Annotated in this window: 5 protein-coding genes and 1 pseudogene; all 6 read left to right on the top strand. The window is 41.7% G+C overall.

Annotated features, from left to right (window positions below):
* On the top strand, window positions 1-1,241 hold a 1,241-nt coding region (gene hydG / locus IT392_09910), incomplete at its 5' end, for a [FeFe] hydrogenase H-cluster radical SAM maturase HydG (GenBank protein ID MCC6544799.1).
* A 46-nt stretch (window positions 1,242-1,287) separates the two neighbouring features.
* Complete coding sequence (locus IT392_09915) at window positions 1,288-1,449, top strand: Fic family protein (protein MCC6544800.1); 162 nt, start codon at window positions 1,288-1,290, stop codon at window positions 1,447-1,449.
* A gap of 282 nt (window positions 1,450-1,731) precedes the next feature.
* Window positions 1,732-2,211 carry an aspartate-ammonia lyase gene (locus tag IT392_09920; GenBank protein ID MCC6544801.1) on the top strand — a complete coding sequence of 160 codons (480 nt, stop codon included), beginning with the start codon at window positions 1,732-1,734 and terminating at the stop codon, window positions 2,209-2,211.
* Window positions 2,212-2,546: 335 nt separating this feature from the next.
* A complete protein-coding gene (locus IT392_09925) occupies window positions 2,547-3,476 on the top strand; it encodes an EcoRV family type II restriction endonuclease (GenBank protein MCC6544802.1) in 930 nt (309 codons plus the stop codon).
* On the top strand, window positions 3,476-4,423 hold the full coding sequence (locus IT392_09930) for a Dam family site-specific DNA-(adenine-N6)-methyltransferase (protein MCC6544803.1): 948 nt from the start codon (window positions 3,476-3,478) through the stop codon (window positions 4,421-4,423). Before IT392_09925 ends, IT392_09930 begins: the two co-directional genes overlap by 1 nt.
* A 303-nt stretch (window positions 4,424-4,726) precedes the next feature.
* Window positions 4,727-4,819, top strand: a pseudogene (locus IT392_09935) (polyketide cyclase).
* Window positions 4,820-4,901 lie beyond the last annotated feature (82 nt).

Genomic DNA, 4,901 nt, shown 5'->3' on the forward strand with positions numbered 1-4,901 from the left:
ACAAGGGGTTAACGGAATTACTCTACAGCACCGCCGAAGAGGTAAAGAAGGCGATCTATGGTAACAGGCTCGTCCTCTTTGCCCCTCTTTATCTTACCAGCAAGTGCGTTAACAACTGCCTCTACTGTGGCTTCAGAAAGGACAATAAGGAGATAGAAAGAAGAACTCTATCAGAGGGAGATATAAGGTCAGAGTGCGAGGCAATCATCAGGGACGGACATAAGAGGGTGCTGGTGGTTGCCGGTGAAGACCCGAAAGAATCCGGCATAGGATATATAGAAAAGGCTATTGATGTAATCTACTCAGCCAGGGTTGATAAAGGCGAGATACGGAGGATAAATGTAAATGTCGCACCGCTTCAGGTTGATGAATACAGGAGGTTAAAGTCCGCGGGTATAGGCACGTATCAAATATTTCAGGAGACATATCATCTTCCAACCTATCTAAAGATGCACCCCTTCGGACCAAAGCACAATTATGACAACAGATTATCGGCTCTGGGCCGTGCCATGGAGGCAGGCATAGACGATGTTGGAATGGGTGTCCTGTTTGGACTCTATGACTACCGGTTTGAAGTCCTGGCCTTGCTATATCATGCAAGACAGTTGGAGAAGGAGTATGGAGTCGGTCCCCATACCGTATCAGTTCCAAGGATTGAGCCTGCATCCGGCGCCCCGCTCTCCGTCAATCCACCCTATGCAGTTAGTGATGAAGACTTTATGAAGATTGTCGCCATATTGCGGCTTGCCATACCGTATACAGGAATCATCCTGAGCACACGGGAAGACACCGGACTCAGGAACATGCTTTTCCATATCGGTGCATCACAGATAAGTACAAACTCAAGGACTTATCCTGGCGGCTACTCTGCAGGGGATGAAGAAAATACCCTAAAGGGACAGTTCTCGATAGGAGATAAAAGAACAACATGTGAGGTCATAAGGCACATCTCAAAGGACGGCTTTGCCCCGAGCTTCTGCACCGCATGCTATCGCACCGGCAGGACAGGACAGGAGTTCATGGAGTTCGCAAAGCCGGGAGAGATACAGAGGTTCTGCCTGCCCAATTCCATCCTGAGCTTCAAAGAATATCTGCTTGATTATGGCGACGAGGAACTCCGCCGGACAGGGGATGAGTTAATCCAATCACAAACCGCCTCAATCGAAGACCCAAAACTCAGAAATGCAACCATTAAGAAGCTTGAAGAGATAGAGCAGGGCAAGAGAGACCTTTATTTTTAATGGGGTCACATAATATGGCTGATACAGACTTGAATGGGCAAGCGACCTGCATGCTGAATTTGAAACCATTAATCCCTTCATAGAAAGTAATGGAAGAATAGGGAGACTTTTATTAAGTATTCTAACCATGAAGAACGGCTACTGTCCTGTGATTAATCCTCAAATAAGGAGGGTAGAATATATAGCAGCTCTGAAAAAAGGCAAATAAAGGGGACATGCATAAGATAAGGCCTTTTATCCTGAGCGTTGTATATGAAGATATGAAGTCATTAAATAGACTTGTGGAAGGTCTCGTTAAGTAATTATAGCCTCTCGAAGCAGAGCCACTATTATGCCCCAGGTGCAAACAACTTATGAGGATTATCACCTTTCTTATCCTCAGAAGCGCCAATTCTGATTATGAATTGTGCTATAATATACTGCAAAGTTTGCATTGTCATAAGGATTAGTTGTGCAGTATTATTATTGTTAGGCAAAATAAAAGAGTGAAATGGCAAAGGATTTATCCAACAATTTGATCAGTGTAGCAGGCGAGTATTTCGTGTGCGCAGAACTCGGTCGTCTCGGCTACCTTGCATTACTGACACCAAAGAACAATCCTCTCTTTGATGTCGTTGTTACAAATCAACCTGGGACACGAACGGTATCGCTTCAGGTCAAGACGCGATCCATGTCCAACAAAGCAGGATGGAAGCTGGGGCGTGACATAGAGACAAAACAGAACAATCCGAACCTGTATGTCGCACTTGTTGAACTAAAAGAATCTGGTATGCCGGACGTGTGGATATATGAATACGATACCCTGGCGGAACGAGTATCGGGTCAATTCAAAAAGTACATTGGCAAGGCCAAGAAAGATGGACAACCGCGAAAAGACCCAGGATTTCGTTGGCATGACTTAAAACAATTCACCGCTGACGATAACGATAGAAAGAATGCGTGGACGATTATCACAGACAATTTGAAGTAAAATCTAACCCCTAGCGGGTTTCCGACAATGACCCGTGTTGTTAGTAGGCTATGTGTATGAAAAATCTTTACTATGGAGCAGGTAGTTATTGCTGTCTGAGGAAATCATGGGACCTTTAAAAATCGAGGAGTTAAAGGTCTCACTGAGGTTACATGACTTCAAGCTCTTAAAATGAATAAAGAGGTGAGTCGGCTTATTCGTTGTGTCTAAATTCTGATATGAAGTCTTTTCCAATTGATAACTGATTCCTGATTTTGCGTCGGAGTGTGCAGGTTGCATGGGGTGTTCACGGTAAGTGTTAGTGACAAACAAACAAAACAGATATAATATAAGACATGGCAAAATTGAATAAATCTAAACGTGAAGAGGCTAAACGCATATTTTCTGATGCACTACATACCTTTGTATCATGTCTCACTAAATATGTCAGTGCTGAAGATGGTGAATGGACTGTTAAAGGCTTTATAGACATATACAGGAATATATACACCATTAGTTCAGACACTAAGATCGTCTCAAAGATATTAGAAATTCACCTCTTTCCTCAAATTTTACAGTTCGCTGAAGAGAATCAATACTCAATTGTCCTTGCCGAACACCAAAACTGGTATCCAGATTTGAGCTTTGTAAGTAAAGAAGATCCACTCATCAAATTTGCTGTAGATCTTAAGACTACTTATCGAGATCCGACTTTTTCAGGACATGTTAATGGCTTTACTTTGGGTAGTCATGGTGCTTACTTTAAGAAGCGCACATCAACAAAAAACATACAGTTTCCATATAGTGAATATTTAGGGCACTTCTGCTTAGGAATTATCTACTCGCGTGCATATAGTAAAGACTTGGGTGAAACCGACATTATAAATGTGGAGGAACTCAATGATGATGGAGGGAATACAAATCGAATTGGTCATAGAAAGGTAACAAAAGTTGAGAGCCTTCGTTCTATTGCGTCAGTTATTAAAGATTTTCAGTTTTTTACATGTGAGAAATGGCAGCTTGCAAGTGACCGTCAAGGCTCAGGCAATACTGCTAACATCGGCTCAATCACCTGTATTGATGATATTTTTAAAGGGAATGGAGTTTTTGCAAAGCTGGGGGAAGATTGGTTTGATGAATACTGGATGAACTACGGATTAACTACTATGAAGCGAAAAGGTAAAACCATTACGATTCGTCGTCTCGAAGACTTCATTGATTTTAAGCGTGGTGATAAAAAAATGATAGTGCCTATGGTTACCAGAAAACAGAAGAAGGATGAATGATGCGTATAATTATTCCTCCAATTAAGAGTCAAGGCATCAAAACGAAACTTGTACCGTGGATTCGGGCATTGGTGCCATCTGTTACCGGTCGCTGGATAGAGCCTTTTATTGGAACAGGTGTTGTAGCCGTTAACTCCGGGTTCCGACAAGCATTACTTAGTGATACCAATCCACACATTATTAGATTCTATGGAGATATTCAGAAAGGCAAAATAATGCCATCGGCTGTTAGAAAATATTTAGAAACAGAAGGCGAAAAACTTCAGAAGGCTGGAAGTAATGGTTACGACCACTTTAACTTTATTAGAGATCGCTTCAACAGAGAACATGATCCTCTGGATTTTTTATTTTTAACCAGGGCTGGCTTTAATGGCATGATGCGCTTCAATAAAAAAGGTGGGTGGAACATCCCTTTTTGTCAAAAGCCAAAACGTTTTAGTAAGGCGTACATAACTAAGATAGTTAACCAAGTGCATGATGTCGCATGTCTCATTCAACCGGAATGGATATTTCTTAATAAATCTTTTCAAGAAGTGATTTTAGAAGCAACAGAAAATGATATTATTTACTGCGACCCTCCATACGCAGGCCGTTACGTTGATTACTATAACGGCTGGACAGAAGATGATGAAGGTCGTTTATTTGAACTTTTATCGTCCACAAAAGCGCGTTTTATCCTGTCTACATGGCATCATAATGATTACCGCGAAAATGAAATGGTGCATAAGTATTGGCGGCGCTTTAATATCGTTACAAAAGATCATTTTTATCATTCAGGCGGCAAAATAGAGAACAGGCGGTCAATTGTCGAGGCGTTAGTTTATAACTTTCCTGCAAGTATAAAAAGGCACAATCATGACATTGAACCGAAAGCTGAACAACTTGTATTATGCGAAGAAAGAGAAAGATACATTACCCAACAATTGAATCGAGTGGATGTGATATAGCGGTGCACTCTACCTTACCTCAATCGAAGATATATAACTCAGGAACGCAACCCTAAAGAAATTTGAAGAGCTTGAAGAGAGAGAGGAGAGGAAGAGAGACCTTTATCTCTGATATAATATTAGATGTTCCAAATCAGAAAGTAAGACAAAATGAAGAATATTACTTGCAGATTTGGGTTACTTGCGATACTTATTCTATCTTTGGCTGTCCCATCAACATTTGCAGGCGGTTCCGATGATGGTATCTATTCGCCTGGAATGAAGGCAAAGATCGAAAAGGTGAAAAAGGAGCTGGAAAAATTCACCGATGGGCACTGGAAAGACGGGGTTATGATTGAAGAGTGGCTGTTCTGGGACAACGCGACGTACATGAAACAAATCGGAATAGGACAATAGGGCAAAGTGAAATTAAGGAGAATTTTTCATGACGGACCTGATGCCGGCTGTCTTCCTCGGACATGGCAATCCGATGAATGCG

The sequence above is a fragment of the Nitrospirota bacterium genome (assembly GCA_020846775.1).
GTDB lineage: Bacteria > Nitrospirota > 9FT-COMBO-42-15 > HDB-SIOI813 > HDB-SIOI813 > RBG-16-43-11.

What these genes read in the sequence shown, in the direction of transcription:
- IT392_09920 (MCC6544801.1), top strand. Translation starts at nt 1,732, where the DNA reads ATGGCAAAGGATTTATCCAACAATTTGATCAGTGTAGCAGGCGAGTAT.
- IT392_09925 (MCC6544802.1), top strand. Translation starts at nt 2,547, where the DNA reads ATGGCAAAATTGAATAAATCTAAACGTGAAGAGGCTAAACGCATATTT.
- IT392_09930 (MCC6544803.1), top strand. Translation starts at nt 3,476, where the DNA reads ATGCGTATAATTATTCCTCCAATTAAGAGTCAAGGCATCAAAACGAAA.